We start from the raw sequence: 20,276 nt of genomic DNA, 5'->3' as shown, positions 1-20,276 counted from the left end.
TAGGGGCCGCACTTGTCCGACGCCCCCGTCTAGCGCGTCAGCCCATAGTGCAGCAGCGGACCCGTCAGAAAGTCCAGCCCGCCCAGGCGCCACGCAACGTAGGCGCCGGCCGCGAAGGTCAACCAAATAACCAGGATGAGGGTGGCGACTAGGGCAATGCGGGCCTGGGCGCTCTGGCGTTCGAACCAGGCCACGAAGCGGTCATAGATCCCCACTCCCCAATCGAGTAAGCGGCGGGCCCAGCCAACCTCAAGGGACAAGATTCCCACGCCCAAGAAGGTCACTAGCCAGCCCTGGCCGGGCAGGGGGATCATCAGTATTCCCGCCGCGAAAACCGTCCAACCTAGAAGCAGAGTCAGCGGGCGCACGAGGAAGCCGTATTTGCCCTCCTTTGAACCCGCGTGGAAGTCCCGGAAAGATTCCACGCGCTCATGTACGGCGTCGCGCATGCTAGTCATAGCTTGATATCTTACCTAGGTATCCACCTGTCTATTCATTTTTCTCATGCGCATTGTTAGTAGGTCACCTTGAGCGCTTCCTCGCGGTTAAGGTCGGTGCCCTCCGGAAGCAGCCGGATTACCTCCCATGGGGCTCGGTGCGCCCGCCCCACTCCCAGCGCCTCTAGGACTTCCACCCCCGCTACCGCATGACGCTGCCCCGTGGCAGAAACCACCTGGTAGCCGTTGCCCGTATCCACTCCCACCCCGCCGGTGGATAGTCCCAGGAAGTGATCCGCAACTCCATCGCCGGACAGGGCTACCGTGCCGCCCGCGGGCTGGGCCAGGCCTGCAACCTCGCCGGAAAGGCGTTCTTCGGTTGGTGGGGTGGCGCACAGCCACCCATCGTTAGGCCCAACCCACTGCGGTACTAGGGACGGCAGGTTTCCGCGAGGCTCGGTGGTGGGGATCGAGGACACCGTGGCCGCGTCTAGGCGCCTTAGCTCCGCGCCCATGTCAACCAGCATGGTAGCCTGGGATTCAGTCAGCGGCCACACGCGCTCATTCGCACCGCTGCCCACCGACGCCCACAGCCCTTGGGCGCCTTTATTGGTATCTAGCACCGCGGGCAATTCGCTAGGGAACTCCAGTCTCGGCAGCTCCGGATAGGCGTTGAGTACGCCCTCAGGCACGGCCCACACGTGAGTGTCCCCCGTGATTCCCAGCGTTCTGCGCATCACCCGGCCCTCGATAGTCTCGGCTTCCGGCAGTGCGGCACGGCCCCCTGCGGTAACCATCCACTGGGTACCCGCGGACTCAACCAGGGCAGCCTGGTCTTCGCCCAGGGTAGCTACGTCCAGTCCCTCGGTGACCACGGTCTCCCCGGCTGCTACCGCCCCGGAATCCCCAATGACCGTGGGGAATTCCTCTTCCTCCGCCACCGCCGCGTCACCGGCGAAACACGCGGACCATGCGCCCACAGCGTGGGGAGAACCAATAGCCAAAAAGCCCGGCGCATCCCCAATGCCGAGCGGCGAGCCCAGCTGTGCCCCGTCCAGATACTCTTTCCCAATCGAGGCCGGCTCCGCGGCCTCACCGGCGATAATCCGGGCCGAGGCCAGGTTAGCCACCGGATGGTAAGCCTCCTCGACGCGCACAAATAGCTGGCCTTGCGCGCTGCGGACAATCGGCGCGTCGCCCGGCGCCGGGTTGGGCTGCAACCAGGCCAGCAGGCCGGAGCCGAGGCTGATTAGCCCCACGGCAATCGCCCCGAAGGTCAGCGCGCGCCTGCGGATGGCCAGGGGATCATGGATCATCCTCACATCCCCCATCACCAGGCCATGTTCTACCCGGCGGCGAAGAAACTTATGCCCCGATACCTGCGCTTTAGTAGTTGGCATTGGCGTGCCCATGAGGTTCCCCCGAATCCTGTTAGCTTCTAATGCGCCGCACCCCCTGCGCGGCATATGCCAAGGATCCTACCCCAGCACCGCGGGCCGGTGTCTAGGTTTTGGGACTAAACCTGTAGCTCATCGCGGCGCCCGCGGGTGGCCTCCGCGCGGGCGGCAAGTTCATCATCGGCCGGGTAATCCACCCCCACCAGGGACAATCCGCCCGCCGCGGCCACCGGAATCTTAGAGCTACGCTGGCTCTCCTTCAGCAATGCGGCGGCAAAGTCCACATCACGCTTGCCCTCCCCGACGGCGAGGCAGCATCCCACCAAGGAGCGCACCATCGACCAGCAAAAGGCATCGGCCGTGACGTGCGCCTCGTACAGCTGCGGTTCCTTATCGGTTGACGCGTCACGCCAGGTAAAGGACTGCAGGTCGCGGATGGTGGTCGCGTGGGGTTTCGCCCTGCAAAACGCCGCGAAATCATTCAACCCAACGAGCGCGCTAGCCGCCTCCTGCATGGCGTCTAAGTCAACTGGGCGAGTCCAAGTCGCCGTATCACGCGCCCGGACGGGCAACGCCCCCTGCGGGGCGGTGGTGATGCGGTAGACGTAATGCCTGCGCAGCGCGGAAAAACGCGCATCGAAGCCAACGGGGGCGAAGGAGGCGGCGGTGACGGTGACGTCGGATGGGAGGAGCTTTGCAAGGCGCCGCACTAGGCGCGACGGGTCACCGGCGATGGAGCGCTCGGCGAACATGGCCTTTGGCACGTCTACGTGTGCGACCTGGCCGGATGCGTGCACGCCCGCGTCCGTGCGGCCCGCCACCGTCAGCTCCACTGGATAGCGGGCAATCATGGCCAACTTTTCGGTCAACGTGCCCTCAACGGTGCGAACCGGGACCCCATCAATGGGATTTTGCTTAGCCCATCCATGGAAATCAGTGCCGTCATAGGCAACGTCTAAACGGAGGCGAACCAGTTCGTGCATGCCACGATGCTACCGCCTACGCCGACCCGCTCCCAATCCCCGCGGCCTTAGCACTGCCACGATTACAAGAATTTAAGCAAGCATCAAGCATGGCAAAGGGCCACCCCCCTAAAGATTTTCGGGGATGGCCCTTCGCGAGGCAAGACCTAGGGTCTAGGCGGAAGAATTACTTCTCCTCTTCCTTGGACTCCTCAACGGTCTCCTCAACCGCGGTGTCCTCAGCCTGTGCTTCCTCAGCCTCTTCGGCCTTAGGCTCCTCAGCCTTGGCCTCCTCGGCTTCCTTGGACGCAGCCACGCGGGTGGCGCGGGTAGCCTCGGTGGAAACGGTCTCCTCCGTCACCAGGGAAATCTGGGACATCGGAGCGTTGTCACCGGTGCGGTTCTCGAGCTTGATGGTGCGGGTGTAGCCACCCTCACGGCCCTCGAACTTAGGTGCAAGCTCGTCGAACAGGTAAGCAACGGTCTCCTTGTGCGGGAGAACCTTGAGAACCGCGCGACGGTCAGCCAGGGTACCGCCCTTGGCCTTGGTGATGAGCTTCTCAGCGTAAGGACGAAGCATCTTCGCCTTAGCGTCAGTGGTCTTGATAGCGCCGTGCTCGAAGAGGCTCTTCGCCAGGTTAGACAGCAGGTGAGCCTGCTGCTTAGCGGAGCCGCCGAGACGGGCACCCTTCTTAGGGGTAGGCATTGTGTACTCCTCGTTAGCGTTTTACTTGAGCGCGTTGGCGGGCGGGCAGCCCGCCTTGGGTCTGATTTACTCGTTGTCCTCTGCGGCCGGATCCTTGAAGTCACCGGTCTCAGCGTCATAACCCTCGAGCTGGGTTGGGTCAAAGTCCTCAGGGGTGTCCTTGAGGGCCAGGCCCAGGTTGGCCAGCTTGATCTTTACCTCATTGATGGACTTCTGTCCGAAGTTGCGGATATCCAGCAGATCGGACTCGGTGCACTCTGCGAGCTCACCGACCGTGTGGATCTCCTGACGCTTCAGGCAGTTGTAAGAACGAACGGAGAAGTTCAGGTCCTCGATTGGCATGCCGTAAGCAGCGATGTACTCGGTCTCCTGTGGGGATGGACCGATCTCAATGCCTTCGGCCTGGGTGTTCAGCTCGCGCGCCAGGCCGAACAGCTCAACCAGGGTGCCGCCGGCAGATGCCAGCGCGTCGCGTGCGGAAATCGAGTTCTTGGTCTCAACGTCAATGATCAGCTTGTCAAAGTCGGTGCGCTGCTCGACACGAGTAGCTTCGACCTTGTAGGAAACCTTCAGAACCGGGGAGTAAATCTGGTCAACCGGGATGCGTCCGATATCACCAGAGGTGGTCGCCGCAGGGACGTAGCCGCGGCCGCGCTCCACAACGAGCTCCATATCCAAGTTCGCGGTCTCATTCAGGGTAGCGATGTGCAGATCCGGGTTGTGGATCTCAACGCCTGCGGGCGGCTGAATGTCGCCTGCAGTCACCGCACCAGGGCCTTCCTTGCTCAGGTACATAACAACCGGCTCGTCAGAGTCGGAGGAAAGTACCAAACCCTTGATGTTGAGAATGATCTCAGAAACGTCTTCCTTCACACCGGCAATCGTGGTGAACTCGTGGAGAACACGGTCGATCTTGATGGAGGTAACCGCTGCACCAGGAATGGAGGACAGCAGGGTGCGACGCAGGGAGTTGCCGAGGGTGTAACCGAAACCTGGCTCCAGCGGCTCGATGACGAACCGGGAACGGGAAGAATCGATGAACTCCTCGGTGAGCTGAGGGCGCTGAGAAATGAGCATTGAGCTTCTCCTTTTCGGCTCCCACTATTTGAAGCCGGTAGAGGTTAAAAAGAAAAAGAGGGGATAAGACTTTACTTCGAGTAAAGCTCGACGATGAGCTGCTCCTGCAGCGGAACGTCGATCTGAGCGCGCTCGGGCAGCTGGTGCACGAGGATGCGCAGGGTCTCAGGAACAACCTGAAGCCAAGCCGGTACTACGGCCTCGGCCAGGCGGTCCTGAGCCTCTTCAAACCATTCCATCTTCTGGGAACGGTCACGTACGTCGATAATGTCGTACTGGGTGACCTTGAAGGAAGGAACGTTGATCTTCTTGCCGTTCACGGTGAAGTGACCGTGGGAAACAAGCTGGCGTGCCTGGCGACGGGTGTTGGCCAGACCAGCGCGGTAGATCACGTTGTCGAGGCGGGACTCCAGCAGGATGACCAGGTTGTCACCGGTCTTGCCTGGGAGACGGTTAGCCTCTGCGTAGTAGCGGCGGAACTGACGCTCAAGCACACCGTAGGTGTACTTAGCCTTCTGCTTCTCCTGGAGCTGCAGCAGGTACTCAGATTCCTTGATGCGGTTGCGGCCAGCCTGTCCCGGTGGGTATGGGCGGCGCTCAAACGCCATATCTCCGCCGACGAGGTCGACGCGGAGGCGGCGGGACTTACGGGTTACTGGGCCAGTATAACGAGCCATTGTAAGTTACCTTTTCCTTTCCTTATACGCGGCGACGCTTCGGTGGACGGCAGCCATTGTGTGGCTGTGGCGTCACGTCAGAGATGGAGGATACCTCCAGGCCGGCAGCCTGGAGAGAACGGATAGCGGTTTCGCGGCCAGAGCCTGGGCCCTTGACGAAAACGTCTACCTTCTTCATGCCGTGCTCCATTGCCTTGCGGGCAGCGGACTCAGCAGCCATCTGAGCTGCGAACGGGGTGGACTTACGGGAACCCTTGAAGCCAACGTGGCCGGAGGATGCCCAGGAAATCACAGCACCGTGTGGGTCCGTGATGGACACGATGGTGTTGTTGAAGGTGGACTTGATGTATGCGTGGCCCTGAGCCACATTCTTCTTGACGACGCGACGACCAGTACGACGTGCGCCGGAGCGAGTCTTAGGAGGCATCTATTACTTCTTCTTTCCTGCGATGGTCTTCTTAGGACCCTTACGCGTACGAGCGTTGGTCTTGGTGCGCTGGCCACGAACTGGCAGGCCACGACGGTGGCGAATGCCCTGGTAGCAGCCAATCTCGATCTTGCGGCGGATGTCAGCCTGGACCTGGCGGCGGAGGTCACCCTCTACCTTCCAGGTAGCTTCGATCACGTCACGCAGTGCCGCAACCTGGTCATCAGACAGGTCATCGGTACGCAGGTCTGGAGAGATGCCGGTCTTCTCAAGAAGCTCGGCGGCACGGGCTGGGCCGATGCCGTAAATGTAGGTAAGTGCTACCTCCATACGCTTGTTGCGTGGGAGGTCAACACCAGCAAGACGTGCCATGTGGCAGAGTCCTTTCGGGTTGTTACGGTGGTTTTCTCCCCACCCGTCCCTCACCATCATCCGCTTTGCCCGGACCGTGCCGGAACCATGGGGATGCTTTATCTGGTGGGGCTCAGGCCACCGCGGCCTAAGGTAAATGGAGGCCCGCTTGCGCACGCGCCGAAAAGCGTGCGAGTTCCTTGAGGAACACGGACCCGTGGGGTAAGGAGGCTTACGGTTTTTACTTGTAGCGGTAGACGATGCGTCCGCGAGTCAGGTCATAAGGAGACAGCTCTACAACAACGCGATCCTCTGGGAGAATACGGATGTAGTGCTGACGCATCTTGCCGGAAATGTGTGCCAAAACCTTGTGGCCGTTATCCAGCTCGACGCGGAACATTGCATTTGGCAGCGGTTCGATGATGCGACCCTCTACCTCGATTGCGCCTTCCTTAGCCATAACCTCTACTTTTCTGGCGGCCTTACAAGTTAAGTGGCCACCGCATGTTGGTATCTACTGCTGGCATATAACGCAAGCATTTCTAGCCCGCGTATACACCATCGATAAACCTTACGCCTTAAGGACACGAAACACAAACGTTTCTGCCGATATTTTTAAAATCATCGCAGGTCACGCCCCGCCCCTCATTTAAGACTCCGAGGTTCCAGATATCCGTAACCCCAAATATTGAAATCCCAGCCTCCGCTAGGGAAGCCGGGATGAAAAGTTTTCACGTTTCTAATCGAGGACCACGATTAGTAGATGAAGACCTTGTCACCGATCTGCAGGGTGTTAAAGAAGCGTTGCGCCGCATCGGCCGGAAGACGAACGCAACCAGCAGACATAAAGGACGGGTCTCCCTGGTGGAAAGCGTGGCCGTTGTAAGTGAAGTAGACGGCCCATGGCATTGGGGCGTTATTAAACTCGTAGGAGATCTCATCCTTAACCTTGCGGTTCACGTAGAACGTGCCGCGCGGCGTGTCCTGGCCCGGACGGCCGGGGGCCATTGCAGGTGCAACGTAGGTTACCCCACCTTTGCCGTCCTGCAGCCAGGTGCGGCGGCCGTCAATATCGACGCAGACCTTTGCGTCTCGCGGGCAGGGGCCCACGTTAAAGCTGTTGCGGCGGCGCTCCGCCTCCGCGCGGCGAGCGGCCTCCTCAGCAATAGCGCGCTCGCGCGCCTGCTCGGCAGCCAGCTTGCGCGCGGCGGCCTCACGCGCCAAGCGTTCCTCGCGCTGCTTTTCCGCCTTGAGGCCTGGGAAAATCGCGTTCATCGCGTTATCAATCGCGGGACGGATGATGGTCTCAGCCTGAGGGTTGAGCTTGCGCAGATCGCTTAGCCACTTGTTGCGCAGGTTCCAGGCGTCATCGCGGGAACGCGCCGCCAACTTCTCGACGGACAAATCAGAGCTAAGGGAATTGAGCTGGGAGGAAATCTGCTCAATCTGCGGATTCTGCTGGGCCTGGGCGCTAGGGGCGCTGCCCATCATGGAGATAGCCATAACCAGAACGGCGACGAAAGCTACAAACGCGCGACGCGCCCCTACTGGCACAGCGGAAAACCAGGTTTTAGTCATAAAGAGCAGTATAAACCCCAACCCGTATTAATACCTAGTTATAGCCCGAGCATTTTGGCCCTCTTGGGTGATATTCCCCGGAAATCCCCACGCGTGCTTACCGGCCCGCTAAAACCGCCAAATCCCGAAAGCGGGCCGGCATCTGTTGATGCGGGCCCGCCATGGCTCGGTTAATGACCGAAGGTTTGGCCACTGACCGGACTGGGGTTCTAGTAACGCGGGGTCAGGATGCGCGGGCCATCGCTGGTGGCGGCGACGGTGTGTTCCCAGTGCGAGGAATAAGAACCATCTAAAGTCACCACGGTCCAATCGTCATCGAGCACCTCGTTATCCTCCGTGCCGAGGGTGAGCATCGGCTCGATGGCCAGAACTGATCCCTCCTGGATCACCGGGCCGCGCCCGGGTTTTCCCTCATTGGCTAGGTACGGTTCCTCATGCATCGCGCGTCCGATGCCATGCCCGCCGTAACCATCCACGATGAATAGCTCCACCCCAAACTTTTCCTCGGCGGCAAAGGTCGCCACCTCTAAAGCGTAGGAAATATCCGTAAGGCGGTTACCGGGCACCATGGCCTTTATCCCCTCCATCAGCACCCACTCGGTGGCCTCATTCAAACGCTGAACCTTCTCATCGAGCCTGCCGATACCGAAGGTCCATGCCGAATCCCCCACCCAGCCGTCCAGGATTGCCCCGCAATCGATGGAGACCAAGTCCCCGTCGGCCAGGATGGTTTCCTTCGACGGTATCCCGTGCACAATCACGTCGTTGACGGAAGAGCAGATAGAACCCGGGAATCCCTGGTACCCCTTGAATGCCGGGATGGCGCCATTCTCGCGGATGACCTGCTCGGCTACCTCGTCAAGCTCTAGTGTGGATACGCCAGACGCCGCAGCAGCGCGGACCGCTTGCAAGGCCTTGCCGACAATCTCGCCCGCGGCCTGCATGGCGTCTAGTTCGCCCGGAGTCTTAGCCGGGATGCGCTTACTGCGGCGTCGAAAAGCCATGGGCCTTACTTGCCCAGAGCCTCGAGGGTGCGGGCGTTGATTTCCTCAACGGTGCCCTCAGCCTCGATGTTGATGATCTCCGCACCGTAGTGGTCGATGAGAGGCGCGGTCTCATCGCGGTATACCTGCAGACGGGTGCGAATGGTCTCTTCGTTGTCATCCGCGCGCCCGCGAGCCAGCATGCGCTCTACAACAACGTCCTCAGCCACCTGGAAGTTAACCACTCCGTCAAGCTTCTCACCCTTGCCCTCGAGCAGGCCCTTGAGAATCTCCGCCTGCTCGACGGTGCGTGGGAAGCCGTCCAGAAGGAAGCCGTTTTGCGCATCCTCCTGGGAAAGACGGTCCTCAACCATGCGCGCGGTCACGTCGGTAGGCACGAGCTTGCCGGCATCGATGTAAGACTTGGCCTCGAGACCCAACGGGGTGCCCTCACCAATGTTGGCGCGGAACAGGTCACCGGTGGAGATATGTGGGATTCCCAGCTTTTCGCTGAGGATTGCTGCCTGAGTGCCCTTGCCAGCACCTGGAGGGCCGAGGAGTACGAGTCGCATTACTTAAGAAGTCCTTCGTAGTTGGATTGCAGAAGTTGGGACTCGATCTGCTTAACCGTAGTCAGCGCGACCGAGACCAGGATCAGGATTGCAGTTCCGCCGAAAGCGGTCATGCCGGCACCCTGACCACTGCCCACACCCAGGTCCAGGAGCAGGTTAGGCAGGATTGCGATGAGGCCAAGGTAGGCCGCACCGACGAACAGCAGGCGATTCATCACGAAGCCCAAGTACTCGGCCGTTGGCCGGCCTGGACGAATACCTGGGATAAATCCGCCGTACCTCTTCATATTATCCGCTTGCTCTGCCGGATCGTACTGAACCGAGACATAAAAATATGCAAAGAAGATAGTCAGCACGAAAAATGTGACGATGTACTGCCACGACGCCGGGGACTGCAGCCAGGAAATCACATTGCGCTGCCACCAATTGTCCGGCGGCACCGGGTTGCCGGAATTAACGATCTGGGTGATAAGAACCGGCATGTAAATCAGTGAGGAGGCGAAGATAACCGGGATAACGCCGGCCTGGTTGACCTTCAACGGAAGGTAGGTGGAAGACCCACCATACTGCCGGCGACCAACCATACGCTTTGCGTATTGCACGGGGATGCGGCGCTGACCCTGCTCGATGAATGTAATACCGATGACCAACACGATGGCGCCGGCGAGAATCATCGCGAAGACCACGCCGCCGTTGTTCTGAAGGATCTGGGCGCCGTCCGTAGGCAGGCGGGTAGCGATACCAGCAAAGATCAGCAGGGACATACCGTTGCCGATGCCCTTTTCGGTAATCAGTTCGCCCATCCACATAACCAGCACAGCACCGGAGGTCATGACGATAACTAGGACCACCAAGGTCCAGATGGAACGGTCAGCCTTGAGAACCTCGATGCCCTGGCCCAGCAGCTGCTGGCGGTCCGCCAGCGCCACGATGCCGGAGGACTGCAACAGTGCCAACGCTACCGTGAGGTAGCGGGTGTACTGAGTCATCTTGGTCTGACCGGACTGGCCCTCCTTCTTTAGCTGCTCGAAGCGCGGAATGACCACGGTCAGCAGCTGAACAATGATGGAGGCCGTAATATACGGCATGATGCCAATGGCAAAGATGGACAACTGAAGCAACGCGCCACCCGAGAAGAGGTTGATGACGGAGTACAAGTTGCCCTGCTCCGCAGTCAGGTCGCGCAGACGCCCGGCGATGGAAGCGTAGTCCACGCCCGGGGAAGGGATCTGAGCACCGATGCGGTACGCAATGATCATCACAATGGTGAAGATGATCTTCTTGCGTAAGTCGGCGTCCTTGAAAGCCTGAAAAATGGCGGACACTAGAGAAATCCTCCTGGCCCCTGGCAAGCGCAAGGCAAGCAGGGATGGTTTTCCTCATCGACCCAGCTAGTACGGAAAACCTCGCGATGAAAGAGATTTTGCGCGCGCAAACTGGGCGGCTGAACAGTAATGACCCCACCACCCTACCAGCATAAGCGCCTATCTCCACATTTGAATAACGCTCTTTAGACCCCCAATTTCCCCTGTTCCTCCAAGCGACCGCGCGCCAACCGAGGTTTGCTCTCCCGCATAATCGCTAGACAGCGCAAAAGCGCCCCGCCTGCCCCTCACTCGGAGGGGGCGGGGCGCTTCTTCTAAGTCCAGGAGCGGCCACGGCTCCCTAGCTTTAAGCAGATTACTTAGCGGCGGTGGTGGAACCACCAGCAGCCTCGATCTTCTCAACAGCGGACTTGGAGAACTTGTCAGCGGTGACATTGAGCTTAACGTCAATGTCGCCGTTGCCCAGAACCTTAACCAGTTCGTTCTTGCGAACCAGGCCTGCAGCAACGATGTCAGCCTTGGCTACATCGCCGCCCTGTGGGAAGGCCTTTGCCAGGTCAGAAACATTAACTACCTGGTAGTCAACCTTGTTAGGGTTCTTGAAGCCCTTGAGCTTAGGCAGACGCATGTGGATCGGCATCTGGCCACCCTCGAAAGCAGCGGATACCTGCTTGCGAGCCTTGGTGCCCTTGGTACCGCGACCAGCGGTCTTACCCTTGGAAGCCTCACCGCGGCCGACGCGGGTCTTTGGCTTGTTTGCACCCGCAGATGGGCGCAGGTCATGCAGCTTAATGATGTCAGCCATGGTTTACTCCCCTGCTACTTCTTCAACGGTAACCAGGTGGCGCACCTTGTTCACCATGCCGCGGATGATCGGGGTGTCCTGCTTTTCAACAGTGTGGCCGATACGCTTGAGGCCGAGTGCCTCAATGTTCTTGCGGTGTACTGGCTTGGTGCCCACGAGGCCCTTAACCTGAGTAATCTTCAGAGCCATAGTCTTAAGCCTCCTGACCTGCGCGCAGGCGCAGCATACGGGCTGGGGTTACCTCTTCTACGGACTTGCCGCGGCGTGCAGCAACTTCCTCAGGGCGAACCAGCTGCTTGAGGCCGTCCACGGTTGCACGGACGACGTTGATGGCATTGTCGGAGCCCAGGGACTTCGACAGGATGTCCTGAACGCCAGCGCACTCAAGCACTGGACGTGCAGCGCCACCAGCGATAACACCGGTACCAGGTGCTGCAGGCTTCATCATTACGATGCCGGCTGCGTCGCGACCCTCTACCGGGTGGGTGATGGTGCCGCCAACCATAGGAACGCGGAAGAAGTTCTTGCGAGCCTCTTCTGCACCCTTCTGGATAGCTGCAGGTACTTCCTTAGCCTTGCCGTAGCCAACGCCGACCATACCCTGGCCGTCGCCTACCACTACTAGAGCGGTGAAGGACATGTTGCGGCCACCCTTAACGGTCTTGGAGACGCGGTTAATGGTGACTACGCGCTCGATGTACTTATCGCGCTCGTTGTCCTGGTTACGACGATCGTTGTTGCGGCGATCATTGCGGCCACCGCGGTTGTTGTTCTTGTTCTCGGCGGAGCGTCCGCCGTCACGCTGTTCACGGTCCGACATTAGGCGTTCCTTCCGTTGATGTTTCCGTTGATGTTCATTAGAACTTCAGACCACCTTCGCGTGCAGCCTCGGCCAGCGCAGCAACGCGGCCGTGGTACTTGTAACCTGCACGGTCGAAGACGACCTGCTCGATGCCCGCTTCCTTAGCGCGCTGAGCGATCAGCTCGCCAACCTTGGCAGCCTTAGCCTTCTTGTCGCCCTCGAAGGAGCGGATGTCAGCTTCCATGGAGGAAGCGGCAGCCAAGGTGTGGCCCGCCAGGTCATCGATGACCTGAACGTGCATGTGGCGGGAGGAGCGGTGAACAACCAAGCGTGGAGCCTCTGGGGTGCCACGCAGGGTCTTACGGATGCGGAAGTGACGGCGGGCACGTGCCTCGCGGCGACGCGAGGAGATGTCTTTGCCGACCGGGGTGCGCTTTGCGTTTTCAGTGTTAGCCATTGCTTACTTACCCGTCTTTCCGACCTTGCGACGGATCTGCTCGCCCTCGTAGCGAATACCCTTGCCCTTGTAAGGATCGTCCTTACGCAGGCGGCGAATAATCGCGGCGACCTGTCCGACAGCTTGCTTGTCAATACCAGCGATGGAGAGCTTGGTTGCGCCGTCCACTGCGAAGGTGATTCCCTCCGGAGCCTCGATGAGGATCGGGTGGGAGTAACCCAGAGCGAACTCCAGATCCTTGCCCTTCTGCTGAACACGGTAACCAACACCGAAGATTTCCATCTTGATGAGGTAGCCCTCGGTTACGCCCACAACTGCGTTGTTAACCAGGGAGCGAACGAGGCCGTGCAGAGCGCGGTTCTTGCGGTGGTCATCTGGACGGGAAACCTTGATTTCGCCGTCTTCAACAGCCACGGTGATTGGCTCAACAACGTTGACGGTCTGGGTGCCCTTAGGGCCCTTAACCTCTACGTCCTGGCCATTGATGTTGATTTCAACGCCATTCGGGATGGCGATTGGTGCTAGACCGATACGAGACATTTAGTCAGACCTCCTTTTACCAGACGTAGGCGAGAACTTCTCCGCCTACGCCCTTCTCGTGAGCCTGACGATCGGTCAGCAGACCCTGAGACGTGGAGATGATAGCCACGCCCAGGCCGCCCAGAACCTTCGGCAGATTGGTGGACTTAGCGTAAACGCGCAGACCTGGCTTAGACACGCGACGCAGGCCAGACAGGGAGCGGTCGCGGTTGTTGTACTTAAGCTCGATGGTCAGCTGGTTGTTCTCGACGGAGTAGCCAGCAATGTAGCCTTCCTGCTTCAAGATCTCGGAGATGTTGACCTTGATCTTGGAGGTAGGCATGGACACGGTGTCATGGTGCGCATGGTTTGCATTGCGCACGCGAGACAGCATGTCCGCGATTGGATCAGTCATGGTCATGGTTAAGTGACCGTTACCTTTCTCGTTGCGGTTCCCAAACCTCCGCCACCGCGCCCATCGCGTACTGGATGAACCCAATCGCGACGAACGTGTTAGGCATGAGTCCCACCTAAAGACGTTCTCCGTGTGATTTCGGGCTACTCACGCTCCCCGGGGTCAGTACCTCGAGGCGCTCGCCACCCTTTGATGCATACACGGTCCGCCGCATTTGGCGGGGGGCCTACAACAAAGTAGTTGTTCAATTCTTACGGGGACCACGTGCAAGCAGCGGAAATGCGATTCATTCCGCCCTGAGCACAGGCCCGACGTACTACTTTACAGGTTCCCTTAGCTTTACACAAGACCTTTTAGCAGGGCTTTTTATCGACACGCAGGTTGCGGTCACGCCCGATAGACTCGTGGTCATGGCTCGCACATCCCCTCAACCCAAGAAGAACTCCCCCGAAGAGAAAGCCGCGGCGCTCGCCTGGCTAGATTCCGCCTCACAGGAACTAGGCCTGGATCCGCATCTAGCACGCACGTCCCTGGGCGATTTGCTCGCGCTGACCTCGGACGTAGCGCACGGGCCGTCGAGGGCGGCGGCACCAATCACAACGTTTCTTGTGGGCGTTGCCGCAGGACTCTCTGCGTCCAGCACCTCCCCCGACGATCTTCCCGCCCACGTAGTCGCCAACATCGACAGGGTCCGTAGCCTCTTGGAACGGACGGAAAAATAAAGCCTACGAGATACCGCCCCAGCCCGTTAGGCCTGGGCGCATGACCCATAACCCCACTAGGCCTCCACAAGGAAAGGCCTTCAAGGGGCCCGACCATCACTTCCGGAACTTACATACGGACCCCTTCGCGCGATATGGCCCGCAGCCTTGTTCTGCACCTTATCTATGCTGAATAGTTATGAGCAGACTCAATAAGTCATTTGCAGTAACTCGCGTACAGCTCGGCGAGGACGGCAATATTACCCAGCGCGATACCCGCGCGGATTTCGTCGCCGCCGAAGAACCCCTTGAACTGCGCGTTGATGGCCAGGTTGTCACCACCACTATGCGCACTCCTGGCCACGATATTGAATGGGCGCATGGCTTCTTGCATTCCGAGGGCCACATCCGCGATGCGGAGGACGTGCACACCGCCCGTTACTGCGCCGGGGCGACGGGGCCGGACGGCGCCAACACCTACAACGTGCTCGATGTGGAACTGACACGCAGAAATTCCATTCAGCTCAAAGATTTACGCCTCACCGCTGGAACTTCCGCGTGTGGTGTGTGTGGCACCTCGTCGATCGAGGAGTTGTTTGCGAAAACCCACTTCCCCATTTCTCCCCGCACGCTGGCGCCTAACGTTATCGCCCGCGCGCCCGAACTACTGCGAGAACACCAGCGCCAGTTTAAAAAGACCGGCGGAATACACGCAGCCGGGGCATTTACCCTCGACGGGGAGCCCGTGGTGGTTCGCGAGGACGTGGGCCGCCACAACGCCGCCGACAAGGTCATTGGCCACCTGCTTATGGAGGGCCTACTGCCCGCGAGTGAGCTCATGCTCGTTATGAGCTCCCGCGCTTCCTTTGAATTAGTCCAGAAGGCCGCCATGGCCGGCTTCCCGGCGCTGCTGGCCGTGTCCGCGGCCTCGTCACTGGCCGTTGAGACCGCGCGGGAGACTGGAATGTTCCTGGCTGGTTTCATCCGAGGCGACCGCTTCAACGTATACTCCGGCGAACTGAATACTTAGTTTACGAAATTGTTTTACTTGACACCTTATTGAGAGCGGGGTCACAATAGTGGAAATTAGTGACCTATCTCAAGGAGTTAACTATGCCCACCCCTAACCTGTTTGATCGAACCACGGACTTTCTAGGTGTCTTCAATGACCTCTCTGCCGAAGACTCTGCGGTGTGGGAACGGGCCCGCTCCTTCCGGGGCGATTGCCTCCCCGTGATCAATGACGCGTGGGAAAAGGCGGAATACCCCATGGGCCTAGTCCGCCGCCTGGGCGAACTTGACCTTATGACGGACGGGCTCGACGTAGAGGGGCACGAGACCATGACCCCACTCGCCGCCGGTTTGGCGCTGATGGAGGTCACCCGCGCGGATGCCTCCATGGGCACCGTCATTGCGGTCCAAGCGGGCTTGGCCATGCGCTCCATCGCCATGTTGGGCTCCGAGGAGCAGAAGGCTAAATACCTCCCAGGCATGGCCAAGTGTGAAATCCTGGGCGCATTTGGCCTGACCGAACCCGCCCACGGCTCAGACTCTATTGCCCTGGAAACCTCCGCGGTGCGCGATGGCGATGAGTACGTGCTCAACGGCGAAAAGCGCTGGATTGGTAACGGCTCCGTCGGGGATATCACCGTTGTTTGGGCGCGTATGGAAGATGGAAACGTCTCCGGCTTCATCGTCCCGCAGGACACTCCCGGATATCACGGCGAAACCCAGGAGGGCAAGGTCTCACTGCGCGCCATCAAGCAGGCAAGGATCACCCTGACGGACTGCCGCGTCCCGGCCGAAAACCGCCTGCCCGGCGCGGAAAGCTTTAAAGACGCAGCTCGCGTTCTAACCGCGACCCGCACAGGCGTGGCTTGGATGGCGCTGGGCTCTGCGATTGCCTGTTACGAATACGCCCGCGAATACGTACTTGAGCGCCAGCAGTTTGGGCGCGAGCTAGCCAAGTCGCAGATCATCCAGCAGCGCCTGACTAACATGCTGGTTGATATTAATCAGATGATGCTCACCGCCCGCAAGGTTACGGAGCTTGATGCTGCCGGCACCCTGCGTCCCGAGCAAGCGTCCATGGCTAAGCTGCACAACACCCGCGCCGCGCGGCGCATCGCGCAAGACGCCCGCGACATGCTGGGTGGCGTGGGTATCCTCCTTGAGCACCACATCGTGCGCCACTTCGCCGATATCGAGGCCATGCATACCTACGAGGGGACTGACACTGTCCAGTCGCTGATCATCGGCAAGCAAATTACGGGCTTCTCCGCCTACAAATAAGACAGCCTAAACGGGCGCGGTCACTAAAAGACTGGTCACAAACGACTGACACCGACCAAATTCGCGTGGATTCCCCTCCCAAGCCGAGGGATTTTCTTGCTGCCGGTTGTTTGCAACCAGTCTTTTAAACTTTTGCCCCTGCGGCCGCCCCAGACCCAGCCCCCGCCGCGCCCGGCAGCCGCCTCAGAGCCACCTCAGAAAGGCACGGGCGGTGCTATAGGGGCTAAACGGCCCGCCTATAGCATCCCCCATAGCATCCCCCATAGCATCCTCGGTCGCTCCCGTTTACTACGGAGTACCGGGCTGAGGCCCATGGCCGGACGCGCCTAGTTCTTCAACGGTTTGCGATGGTCCGCATAATGCCTGGCGCGCTCCGCGTTAGGCCCGTTCAGGATAACCGGAACTGCCTTGTCCACTTCGCTCTCGGCAAGCTCCGTGTGGGAAACCTCGCCGTCTCCGGTGTAGTGCGCCCTAAGTGCCTCGAGAATAACGAGGTCAGTGCTTGAAGCGTCCTCGAGGTTGATCTCAAGATCCTGGGCCAGTGGCAACCGAGGCTCTTGTGGTGCTTCGTAGCCCTCGGCGAGTTCCGCCGCCAAGTCGATGGCACGGCTCAAGACGTGATCAACGGAAAGAAGGATCTCATCAGAGGGACGCAGGAGCCCCGCTTCGCGCGCGTAGAACGCATTAGGGGCAGGCACGGCCTGGGCAATGAAATCAAAGGCCTCCTGGTGAGTCTTCCCGGCAGCCAGCATGTTCTCTAGGGAAGACACGGTGCCGGTCCACGCCGGGTACAGTCCCACGAGTCGTTCCGGGAAGCCAAGCTGCGTATCGGCGTGAATGACCCGAGCGTCGCAGGCCAGCGCCAACTCCGCCCCGCCGCCAAGGGCCACGCCCTTTACCGCGCCCACCACGGGGATGGGGGCAAAGCGCAGCGTGCGCATGAGGATGGAACCGGACTCTATCATCTCGCGCACGGCGGCTTCATCGCCGGATTCCGCTGCCGAGGCCAGGGAGTCAAGGTGGGCGCCGGCGCTGAAGGCGCGCGTTTCATCGCTCCCGATCACCAAGGACCTAATGCCCAGAGACTCCGCGTCGTTGACCGCCTGGGTTAGCGCCTTGAGCGCCGGCACCGGCAGGGAGTTGAGCGGGGTCTTCAGGCTAGCGATGGCCACCCCGTTGTCGAGCAGCAGGACCTGAATGGTCTCTTCATCCACTACCTTGCGCCCCTTAGCCTCCAGACCGGCCACGGATACCACGCCCTCGCGGGCTGGGAGCTGCGTAAGTACGCCGGAGCTACCCAGCACCTTGCCGTCAACGTAGAATCCACCGGCCTTGACGGCGGACTCAAGGAGCGCGGGCGCGGTTTCATATTGCTGGGCAAGCCACTTAACGCCCACCACGTCCGCGAGTTCGAATATGCCCTTCTTCCAGCCGAATCCCAGCTTGAGGCCTTCATCGAGAAGCCCCACGTGGTCAGCGATCTCGGGGGCCACGACGCAGCAATATTCCAAAGTCTCCAAGAACAGTTCCTTGGCATAGCGCCCGCCCGGCGAATCAGTTTCCAGGAGGGTGCGTGGATCACGAGCGGCTAAGGCCTCATCATCGGGCTGGGTGCGCTGGACATACTCATAGTCCTCGTTGATGACCTGGTCACGCCCCTTGTAGAAGCCGCCTTCGCCAGTGCGCCCGGTCAGGCCGCGCTCGACCAGGCCCGCGATGAATTCATTTGATCCCAGCGGCCAGCGGAACAGGAGGTCATCCGCGGGCAGCGCGTCTTCAAGGCTTCCCCAGATTGGCTTCACCAGCTGCAGGCCGATGTAATCCAACAGCCCAAATACGCCGGTGCGTGGGATGCCGAGCGCGCGGCCGAAGGAGGCGTCGGCGAGCTCGTAGCTTATACCGTCGCGCATGGCGATGCCCGCGCCGGCCGCCATCCAATAACATCCCAGGCGGTTGGCAATGAAACCTGGGGTATCACGGCATTCCAGGGCCACCTTGCCCAACTGTTGTTCAATGGTTGCGCGCAGGCGCCGCTCGGTCTCGCCACTCGCAATAAGCTCCACCAGGCGCATGACCTTTGGTGGGTTAAAGAAGTGGGTGATGGCGAACGGGCGCTCCGCGGCCACGCCCTCGCGCAGGCGTTCCAGCGGCAGCGTGGATGTATTGGAACTCAAAATGGTATCCGCGCCAAGGTGCGGCTCGATATCCCGGTATAGGTTGTGCTTGGCCTCAAGGTCCTCGAAAATTGCCTCGATTACCCACTCGCAGCCCTCGAGCAGCGAGAAATCCGATCCCGCGGTGACATTGTCTGCGAAATCGGGGTGATAGAAGCCCTTTCGCTTGCGCTGGAGTTCCACGGCCTTGCAGGCGCCGTCTTCATTCATGTCCAACAGCACTACCTGGATGCCCGCGGATGCCAGTAGGGCCGCGATTCCGGAGCCCATGGAGCCCGCGCCGATAACGCCTGCCTTAGTAATGTGAGTAGTCATTTATGCTTCTCCATTCTCAATAACAATGGCAATTCCCTGTCCGCCGCCGATACACATGGTGACAAGCCCGTAGCGCTTCGCCTCCCGGCGCAGGGCGTAAAGCATCTTTGTGGCGAGGATCGCGCCGGTCGCGCCCACTGGGTGGCCATGGGCAATCGCGCCTCCCCACACATTGGTCTTTTCGGGATCGAAGCCAAGCGCGTCCCCCACCGCGATGGCCTGGGCGGCGAAGGCCTCATTAGACTCAATCAAATCCACGTCATCGAGTGTGATACCCGCCTTGGCCAGCGCCTTGGGGACCGCTTCGACGGGGCCGATACCCATGCGGGTTGGATCCACGCCGGCAATCCCCCAGCCGATGAGTTTGCCCAGTGACGTCAGGCCCTTGTCCGCCACGGCCTCCCCGGTGGCCAATACCACCGCGGCCGCGCCGTCATTGATGCCCGACGCGTTGCCCGCGGTGACCGTGCCATCCTTCTGGAAGACGGGCTTGAGGCCCGCCAGCTTTTCAACGCTGGTCTCGCGGACGTGTTCATCAAAGTCGCACTCACCGACTGGGACAATCTCTTCAGCGTGCACGCCGTCCCGGCGGGCCTGCATAGCGCGGCGCTGGGACTCGGCGGAGAACTCATCTTGGCGTTCGCGGGTCACGCCATGATCGCTGGCCACGTTTTCCGCGGTCACCCCCATATGACCTGTACCGAACGGGCAGGTCAGCGCGCCGGTGAGCCAATCATAAAGGCGCCCATCGCCCATCTTCTTCCCCGCTCGCATGCCCTCCACGCTGTATGGCGCGCGCGTCATGGATTCGGTTCCCCCGGCCAGCGCATAGGTGGAGTCACCGTCGCGTACGGTCTGGGCCGCGGAGATGATGGCCTGCAGACCGGAACCGCACAGGCGGTTGACGTTCATCGCGATGGAGGAATGAGGCATGCCCGCCCTGATGGCGATTTTCCGGCTGATGTACAAATCGGACGGTTCGGAGGGCAGAACGTTAGCGAAAACCGCCGTCTCAATGTCCGCCGCGTCCACTCCTGAGCGCCCAATGGCTTCCTGCGCCACCGTAGTCCCCATCTCAGTGGGGCTTAGACCGGCAAGTACCCCACCAAACTTGCCGATGGGTAGGCGGGCAGCGCCCACGAAGTGGATGTCCGTCATGAAAATCTCCTCTTTAATCCCGGATTAGGTCACTCAAAGTTTATTCTGTAGCCTACGTCACACATATAGTTTCTGCAAGAAAGGACCCCTACCCCAGCAAATGCGAAAGCGCGCACCCTCCCCTAGTGAAGGGAAGCGGTGCGCGC

24 protein-coding genes are annotated in these 20,276 nt (G+C 60.2%); 3 read left to right on the top strand and 21 right to left on the bottom strand.

Going from position 1 to position 20,276, the window contains the following annotated elements:
* Nucleotides 1–29: 29 nt before the first annotated feature.
* From CENDO_RS02100 to rpsH, 19 genes are all read right to left on the bottom strand, one after another.
* Nucleotides 30–458, bottom strand: a complete 429-nt coding sequence (locus tag CENDO_RS02100; protein WP_136140560.1) for a TIGR02611 family protein — start codon at nucleotides 456–458, stop codon at nucleotides 30–32.
* 56 nt (nucleotides 459–514) lie between these two features.
* Nucleotides 515–1,837: a type VII secretion protein EccB gene (gene eccB / locus CENDO_RS02095; RefSeq protein ID WP_246014336.1), complete on the bottom strand. Its 1,323-nt coding sequence runs from the start codon at nucleotides 1,835–1,837 to the stop codon at nucleotides 515–517.
* 116 nt (nucleotides 1,838–1,953) lie between these two features.
* Nucleotides 1,954–2,817 (bottom strand): tRNA pseudouridine(38-40) synthase TruA, encoded by an 864-nt coding sequence (gene truA, locus CENDO_RS02090; protein WP_136140558.1) that lies wholly within the window; start codon nucleotides 2,815–2,817, stop codon nucleotides 1,954–1,956.
* A 166-nt stretch (nucleotides 2,818–2,983) separates the two neighbouring features.
* Nucleotides 2,984–3,502, bottom strand: a complete 519-nt coding sequence (gene rplQ / locus CENDO_RS02085) for a 50S ribosomal protein L17 (RefSeq protein ID WP_136140557.1) — start codon at nucleotides 3,500–3,502, stop codon at nucleotides 2,984–2,986.
* A 66-nt stretch (nucleotides 3,503–3,568) separates the two neighbouring features.
* The gene (locus tag CENDO_RS02080) at nucleotides 3,569–4,579 is read right to left on the bottom strand and encodes a DNA-directed RNA polymerase subunit alpha (protein ID WP_136140556.1); all 1,011 of its coding nucleotides are present in this window, start codon (nucleotides 4,577–4,579) and stop codon (nucleotides 3,569–3,571) included.
* A gap of 71 nt (nucleotides 4,580–4,650) precedes the next feature.
* A complete protein-coding gene (gene rpsD / locus CENDO_RS02075; protein WP_136140555.1) occupies nucleotides 4,651–5,256 on the bottom strand; it encodes a 30S ribosomal protein S4 in 606 nt (201 codons plus the stop codon).
* A gap of 22 nt (nucleotides 5,257–5,278) precedes the next feature.
* Nucleotides 5,279–5,683: a 30S ribosomal protein S11 gene (gene rpsK, locus CENDO_RS02070; RefSeq protein WP_136140554.1), complete on the bottom strand. Its 405-nt coding sequence runs from the start codon at nucleotides 5,681–5,683 to the stop codon at nucleotides 5,279–5,281.
* Between the two features lie 3 nt (nucleotides 5,684–5,686).
* Nucleotides 5,687–6,055, bottom strand: a complete 369-nt coding sequence (gene rpsM / locus CENDO_RS02065) for a 30S ribosomal protein S13 (protein ID WP_136140553.1) — start codon at nucleotides 6,053–6,055, stop codon at nucleotides 5,687–5,689.
* 220 nt (nucleotides 6,056–6,275) lie between these two features.
* Complete coding sequence (infA, locus tag CENDO_RS02060; RefSeq protein ID WP_004566852.1) at nucleotides 6,276–6,494, bottom strand: translation initiation factor IF-1; 219 nt, start codon at nucleotides 6,492–6,494, stop codon at nucleotides 6,276–6,278.
* A gap of 296 nt (nucleotides 6,495–6,790) precedes the next feature.
* Nucleotides 6,791–7,612, bottom strand: a complete 822-nt coding sequence (locus tag CENDO_RS02055; RefSeq protein ID WP_136140552.1) for a L,D-transpeptidase — start codon at nucleotides 7,610–7,612, stop codon at nucleotides 6,791–6,793.
* 209 nt (nucleotides 7,613–7,821) lie between these two features.
* Complete coding sequence (map, locus tag CENDO_RS02050; protein WP_136140551.1) at nucleotides 7,822–8,616, bottom strand: type I methionyl aminopeptidase; 795 nt, start codon at nucleotides 8,614–8,616, stop codon at nucleotides 7,822–7,824.
* 5 nt (nucleotides 8,617–8,621) lie between these two features.
* On the bottom strand, nucleotides 8,622–9,167 hold the full coding sequence (locus tag CENDO_RS02045) for an adenylate kinase (protein WP_136140550.1): 546 nt from the start codon (nucleotides 9,165–9,167) through the stop codon (nucleotides 8,622–8,624).
* Nucleotides 9,167–10,492, bottom strand: coding sequence for a preprotein translocase subunit SecY (gene secY / locus CENDO_RS02040; RefSeq protein WP_136140549.1), 1,326 nt, complete (start codon nucleotides 10,490–10,492; stop codon nucleotides 9,167–9,169). Before secY ends, CENDO_RS02045 begins: the two co-directional genes overlap by 1 nt.
* Before the next feature lie 355 nt (nucleotides 10,493–10,847).
* Complete coding sequence (rplO, locus tag CENDO_RS02035; protein ID WP_136140548.1) at nucleotides 10,848–11,297, bottom strand: 50S ribosomal protein L15; 450 nt, start codon at nucleotides 11,295–11,297, stop codon at nucleotides 10,848–10,850.
* Nucleotides 11,298–11,300: 3 nt separating this feature from the next.
* Complete coding sequence (gene rpmD / locus CENDO_RS02030) at nucleotides 11,301–11,486, bottom strand: 50S ribosomal protein L30 (protein ID WP_136140547.1); 186 nt, start codon at nucleotides 11,484–11,486, stop codon at nucleotides 11,301–11,303.
* Between the two features lie 4 nt (nucleotides 11,487–11,490).
* Nucleotides 11,491–12,117, bottom strand: a complete 627-nt coding sequence (rpsE, locus tag CENDO_RS02025; protein WP_136140546.1) for a 30S ribosomal protein S5 — start codon at nucleotides 12,115–12,117, stop codon at nucleotides 11,491–11,493.
* Nucleotides 12,118–12,154: 37 nt separating this feature from the next.
* The gene (gene rplR / locus CENDO_RS02020; protein WP_136140545.1) at nucleotides 12,155–12,556 is read right to left on the bottom strand and encodes a 50S ribosomal protein L18; all 402 of its coding nucleotides are present in this window, start codon (nucleotides 12,554–12,556) and stop codon (nucleotides 12,155–12,157) included.
* 3 nt (nucleotides 12,557–12,559) lie between these two features.
* The gene (gene rplF, locus CENDO_RS02015; protein WP_136140544.1) at nucleotides 12,560–13,096 is read right to left on the bottom strand and encodes a 50S ribosomal protein L6; all 537 of its coding nucleotides are present in this window, start codon (nucleotides 13,094–13,096) and stop codon (nucleotides 12,560–12,562) included.
* Nucleotides 13,097–13,112: 16 nt separating this feature from the next.
* Complete coding sequence (rpsH, locus tag CENDO_RS02010; protein WP_136140543.1) at nucleotides 13,113–13,496, bottom strand: 30S ribosomal protein S8; 384 nt, start codon at nucleotides 13,494–13,496, stop codon at nucleotides 13,113–13,115.
* A 404-nt stretch (nucleotides 13,497–13,900) separates the two neighbouring features.
* Here rpsH and CENDO_RS02005 point away from each other — a divergent pair, with 404 nt between their 5' ends.
* From CENDO_RS02005 to CENDO_RS01995, 3 genes are all read left to right on the top strand, one after another.
* Nucleotides 13,901–14,212, top strand: a complete 312-nt coding sequence (locus CENDO_RS02005; RefSeq protein ID WP_136140542.1) for a DUF6457 domain-containing protein — start codon at nucleotides 13,901–13,903, stop codon at nucleotides 14,210–14,212.
* A 178-nt stretch (nucleotides 14,213–14,390) separates the two neighbouring features.
* Nucleotides 14,391–15,221, top strand: coding sequence for a formate dehydrogenase accessory sulfurtransferase FdhD (fdhD, locus tag CENDO_RS02000; protein WP_136140541.1), 831 nt, complete (start codon nucleotides 14,391–14,393; stop codon nucleotides 15,219–15,221).
* Between the two features lie 83 nt (nucleotides 15,222–15,304).
* Nucleotides 15,305–16,483: an acyl-CoA dehydrogenase family protein gene (locus CENDO_RS01995; RefSeq protein ID WP_136140540.1), complete on the top strand. Its 1,179-nt coding sequence runs from the start codon at nucleotides 15,305–15,307 to the stop codon at nucleotides 16,481–16,483.
* A gap of 326 nt (nucleotides 16,484–16,809) precedes the next feature.
* Here the strand turns inward: CENDO_RS01995 and CENDO_RS01990 are convergent, their stop codons facing one another.
* On the bottom strand, nucleotides 16,810–18,972 hold the full coding sequence (locus CENDO_RS01990; protein ID WP_136140539.1) for a 3-hydroxyacyl-CoA dehydrogenase/enoyl-CoA hydratase family protein: 2,163 nt from the start codon (nucleotides 18,970–18,972) through the stop codon (nucleotides 16,810–16,812).
* Nucleotides 18,973–20,130, bottom strand: coding sequence for an acetyl-CoA C-acyltransferase (locus CENDO_RS01985; RefSeq protein WP_210726556.1), 1,158 nt, complete (start codon nucleotides 20,128–20,130; stop codon nucleotides 18,973–18,975). It lies immediately after the preceding gene.
* Nucleotides 20,131–20,276: the final 146 nt, after the last annotated feature.

The organism is Corynebacterium endometrii (genome assembly GCF_004795735.1).
GTDB lineage: Bacteria > Actinomycetota > Actinomycetes > Mycobacteriales > Mycobacteriaceae > Corynebacterium > Corynebacterium endometrii.
The sequence above is the reverse complement of the archived record's forward strand: the minus strand, read 5'-3'. Positions and strand labels throughout refer to the sequence as shown.

Excerpts from the sequence above, each read along its gene's own strand:
- CENDO_RS02100 (WP_136140560.1), bottom strand. The coding sequence starts at position 458 with ATGACTAGCATGCGCGACGCCGTACATGAGCGCGTGGAATCTTTCCGG.
- eccB (WP_246014336.1), bottom strand. The coding sequence starts at position 1,837 with ATGCCAACTACTAAAGCGCAGGTATCGGGGCATAAGTTTCTTCGCCGC.
- truA (WP_136140558.1), bottom strand. The coding sequence starts at position 2,817 with ATGCACGAACTGGTTCGCCTCCGTTTAGACGTTGCCTATGACGGCACT.
- rplQ (WP_136140557.1), bottom strand. The coding sequence starts at position 3,502 with ATGCCTACCCCTAAGAAGGGTGCCCGTCTCGGCGGCTCCGCTAAGCAG.
- CENDO_RS02080 (WP_136140556.1), bottom strand. The coding sequence starts at position 4,579 with ATGCTCATTTCTCAGCGCCCTCAGCTCACCGAGGAGTTCATCGATTCT.
- rpsD (WP_136140555.1), bottom strand. The coding sequence starts at position 5,256 with ATGGCTCGTTATACTGGCCCAGTAACCCGTAAGTCCCGCCGCCTCCGC.
- rpsK (WP_136140554.1), bottom strand. The coding sequence starts at position 5,683 with ATGCCTCCTAAGACTCGCTCCGGCGCACGTCGTACTGGTCGTCGCGTC.
- rpsM (WP_136140553.1), bottom strand. The coding sequence starts at position 6,055 with ATGGCACGTCTTGCTGGTGTTGACCTCCCACGCAACAAGCGTATGGAG.
- infA (WP_004566852.1), bottom strand. The coding sequence starts at position 6,494 with ATGGCTAAGGAAGGCGCAATCGAGGTAGAGGGTCGCATCATCGAACCG.
- CENDO_RS02055 (WP_136140552.1), bottom strand. The coding sequence starts at position 7,612 with ATGACTAAAACCTGGTTTTCCGCTGTGCCAGTAGGGGCGCGTCGCGCG.
- map (WP_136140551.1), bottom strand. The coding sequence starts at position 8,616 with ATGGCTTTTCGACGCCGCAGTAAGCGCATCCCGGCTAAGACTCCGGGC.
- CENDO_RS02045 (WP_136140550.1), bottom strand. The coding sequence starts at position 9,167 with ATGCGACTCGTACTCCTCGGCCCTCCAGGTGCTGGCAAGGGCACTCAG.
- rplO (WP_136140548.1), bottom strand. The coding sequence starts at position 11,297 with ATGGCTGACATCATTAAGCTGCATGACCTGCGCCCATCTGCGGGTGCA.
- rpmD (WP_136140547.1), bottom strand. The coding sequence starts at position 11,486 with ATGGCTCTGAAGATTACTCAGGTTAAGGGCCTCGTGGGCACCAAGCCA.
- rpsE (WP_136140546.1), bottom strand. The coding sequence starts at position 12,117 with ATGTCGGACCGTGAACAGCGTGACGGCGGACGCTCCGCCGAGAACAAG.
- rplR (WP_136140545.1), bottom strand. The coding sequence starts at position 12,556 with ATGGCTAACACTGAAAACGCAAAGCGCACCCCGGTCGGCAAAGACATC.
- rplF (WP_136140544.1), bottom strand. The coding sequence starts at position 13,096 with ATGTCTCGTATCGGTCTAGCACCAATCGCCATCCCGAATGGCGTTGAA.
- rpsH (WP_136140543.1), bottom strand. The coding sequence starts at position 13,496 with ATGACCATGACTGATCCAATCGCGGACATGCTGTCTCGCGTGCGCAAT.
- CENDO_RS02005 (WP_136140542.1), top strand. The coding sequence starts at position 13,901 with ATGGCTCGCACATCCCCTCAACCCAAGAAGAACTCCCCCGAAGAGAAA.
- fdhD (WP_136140541.1), top strand. The coding sequence starts at position 14,391 with ATGAGCAGACTCAATAAGTCATTTGCAGTAACTCGCGTACAGCTCGGC.
- CENDO_RS01995 (WP_136140540.1), top strand. The coding sequence starts at position 15,305 with ATGCCCACCCCTAACCTGTTTGATCGAACCACGGACTTTCTAGGTGTC.
- CENDO_RS01990 (WP_136140539.1), bottom strand. The coding sequence starts at position 18,972 with ATGACTACTCACATTACTAAGGCAGGCGTTATCGGCGCGGGCTCCATG.
- CENDO_RS01985 (WP_210726556.1), bottom strand. The coding sequence starts at position 20,130 with ATGACGGACATCCACTTCGTGGGCGCTGCCCGCCTACCCATCGGCAAG.